The organism is Acidovorax sp. SRB_24 (assembly GCF_012931925.1).
On record NZ_MWOM01000180.1, the window covers coordinates 1 to 710 of the forward strand.

At 59.9% G+C, this 710-nt stretch carries 1 protein-coding gene; it reads left to right on the top strand.

The features are described 5' to 3' along the window. Window positions 1-710: flagellar filament capping protein FliD (gene fliD / locus B2J89_RS21360; RefSeq protein ID WP_169170832.1), on the top strand; the 710-nt coding region annotated here is incomplete at both ends.

Below are 710 nucleotides of genomic sequence, written 5' to 3' on the forward strand. Positions count from 1 at the left end.
GGCGGGCAAGATCAACGGCGCCAATGCCGGCGTGACCGCCACGATTCTCTCGGACGCCTCCGGCGAGCGCCTGCTGCTGCGCAGCAAGACCACGGGCGAAGAGGCCGGTTTTCAGCTCAGCGCGAGCGACAGCGATGGCAACGCTGCCGACGCATTGGGCCTGGCGCGTTTGATCGTCGGCTCCACCATCGAATATGGCGCTAACGCCAAGGCCACTGTCAATGGTGTTGCAGTGACGTCGGCGACCAATCAGTTCGTCAACACCGTGGCCGGTGTGACATTCAATGCTGTGCAGGTCACCACTGCACCTGTGGAAGTGACGGTGACAAAAGATGACACGGCGATCAAGTCCAATATTGACGATTTCGTGAAGGCCTACAACACGTTGAATCAGGCGCTGAATAGCATCACCAAGTACGACAAGGAAACAAAATCCGCTGGACTGCTGCAAGGTGACTCCACGGCGCTGGGCTTGCAGAACACATTGCGCAGAGCGCTCCAGTCCTTGTCAAGCGGGACGGGCCCGTTTCGCAGCCTGTCGGACATCGGCATCGTGTCGGCCGGTGGACCCTCGAACCTCTCTCCCACTGGCGATCTGGAGGTGAACACAGCCAAGCTGAACAAGGCGCTGGAAAATCCCGACGCAGTCAAGGCGATGTTTCGCGGCCCGGAGGGGGGCACGTCAAACGATGGTGTGGCGGAAAAGATCA